Origin of the sequence: Erythrobacter donghaensis, from assembly GCF_001557325.1 — a bacterium.
In the GTDB taxonomy this organism is placed as follows: domain Bacteria; phylum Pseudomonadota; class Alphaproteobacteria; order Sphingomonadales; family Sphingomonadaceae; genus Erythrobacter; species Erythrobacter donghaensis_B.
Window position 1 is genome coordinate 1 of record NZ_LSJS01000283.1, and the last position, 1,926, is coordinate 1,926.

Annotated in this window: 2 protein-coding genes; one reads left to right on the forward strand and one right to left on the reverse strand. The window is 69.0% G+C overall.

Annotation, left to right across the window (positions count from 1 at the left end):
* Window positions 1–158 precede the first annotated feature (158 nt).
* Window positions 159–1,115, forward strand: coding sequence for a DUF481 domain-containing protein (locus tag AX692_RS16185; protein WP_073973464.1), 957 nt, complete (start codon window positions 159–161; stop codon window positions 1,113–1,115).
* On the opposite strand, the gene AX692_RS16190 is transcribed toward AX692_RS16185, so the two are convergent.
* Window positions 1,103–1,783 carry an MnmC family methyltransferase gene (locus AX692_RS16190; protein WP_073973463.1) on the reverse strand — a complete coding sequence of 227 codons (681 nt, stop codon included), beginning with the start codon at window positions 1,781–1,783 and terminating at the stop codon, window positions 1,103–1,105. The two genes, AX692_RS16185 and AX692_RS16190, sit on opposite strands and share 13 nt — an antisense overlap.
* Window positions 1,784–1,926 lie beyond the last annotated feature (143 nt).

Here is a 1,926-nt window from a genome sequence, read left to right on the forward strand (position 1 = left end):
TTGCGGGCGTGCCTACCAGGCGCAGCTGCCGCGCGGCGTGCGTCGCCCGCCCCCGCCGCTGCCCTTCGGCGGGCCGCGCGTCCGCTGAGCGCGGGAGGGGCTTGTCCGCCCCCCGCCCTCGCCTCTATGGAGAGGGTGCGACGGAAGGGAGCGCTAACATGATCGCCTCGCGGGGATTGCGGATTGCAGCGATGATTGGCGCGGTGGGCGTCGCACAGCCTTTATTGGCCGAGCTGCCCGAACCCGTGCGCGCGATGCTCGACGCGGCGATCGCCACCGGGGACGAGGCCAAGGTGCGCACCGTCGCGGACATCGCCAAGCAGACCAATCCCGCCGACACCGCCGAAATCGACGCCATCCTTTCCAGCTTCAACACCGCGCTCGCCGCGCGCAAGCAGGCCAAGGAGGAAGCGAGGCTCGCCGCGCTGCGCGAGGCCGACCTGTTCGACAACTGGAGCGGCCGGGGCGAGCTCGGCGGCTTCCGCTCGACCGGCAACACCTCGACCACCGGCGTCACCGCCGCGCTCTCGCTCGACCGGCAGGGGATCAAATGGCGCCACCGCCTGACGGGCCGCGCCGATTACCAGCGCGCCGGCGGGGTCACCACGCGCGAGCAGTTCCTCGCGCGCTACGAGCCCAACGTGAACGTGTCGGACAATTTCTACGTCTATGCCCTCGCCCAGTACGAGCGCGACCGCTTCCAGGGCTTCGATGCGCGCTACGCGATCTCGGGCGGGATGGGCTACCAGGCGATCAAGGGCAAGGACGTGCAGCTTTCCCTTAAGGCAGGCCCCGCCTACCGCGTCACCGAGTTCACCGACGGGCGCAGCGAGGACCGCATCGCCGGGCTGCTCGCGCTCGACTTCGACTGGCAGATCACCGAGCGGCTGAAGCTGACGCAGGACACCAACGCGGTGGCCGAGACCGGGGGTTCGGCGATCGCCATCATCGATTCGCGCAACACCTCGGTCGACCTCGTCACCGGGCTCGATGCGGCGATCGCCAAGAAGCTGAAGGCGCGATTTTCCTATGCGCTGGAGTATGACAGCAACCCGCCGCCGGGCGCGGTGCAGACCGACACGCTGAGCCGCGTGACGCTGATCTACGACTTCTGAGCAAACCAGATCGTGTGGTGCGCGCCCTTGTTGTTCGGGCGCGAGCGGATGCCGCGCTCCTCCACTTCGAGGCCCGCATCCTTGAGCCGCTTGCGGAAGGCGGGGTCGGGCGCGGCCGACCACACGCTGAGGATCCCGCCGGGCTTCAGCGCGTCGCGCGCCTTCGCGAGGCCGGTGCGCGAATAGAGGCGGTTGTTGGCATCGCGCACGAGCCCGTCGGGGCCGTTGTCGACATCGAGCAGGATCGCGTCGAACTTGGCGCAGGTGCCGTCATTGGCATCGTCGATCAGCGCCGCGACGTCGCAGATCCGGAGATCGAGGCGGGGGTCGGCAAGGCTCTCGCCGGTCAGCTCGGCCATCGGCCCCCTCGCCCAGTCGACGATCTTGTCGCTGATCTCGGCGATCACGATCTGCGCCTTGGCCCCCAGCCGCGCGGCGGCGGCGCGGTAGGTGAAGCCCATGCCATAGCCGCCGATCAGGATGCGGGGGCTTTCCTTGCCGAGCTTGCCCAACGTCAGCTCGGCGAGCTGCTCCTCGGAGAAGCGCATCCGCGTGCTCATCAGCTCGTTGCGCCCGAGCACGATCATGAAGTCGCGCCCGTGGCTGTAGAGTTCGAGCAGGACACCGTCCTCGATCTGCGTCGTGTCGATCAGTTCGCGCTGGAGCATCGTAAGTCCTTCGAAACGCAAAACCCCTCCTCTTGAGAGGAGGGGCAGCGAGACTCGGTTCGGCGCTCGCCGGGCCTAGTCGCAGCGGGGTGGTGCCTTGCGGCAGCGCGTATGCCTGCGGCCCGCGCCACCCCCCCCCTGAC

Coding starts and splice junctions, on each gene's coding strand:
- AX692_RS16185 (WP_073973464.1), top strand. CDS start 159: ATGATCGCCTCGCGGGGATTGCGGATTGCAGCGATGATTGGCGCGGTG.
- AX692_RS16190 (WP_073973463.1), bottom strand. CDS start 1,783: ATGCTCCAGCGCGAACTGATCGACACGACGCAGATCGAGGACGGTGTC.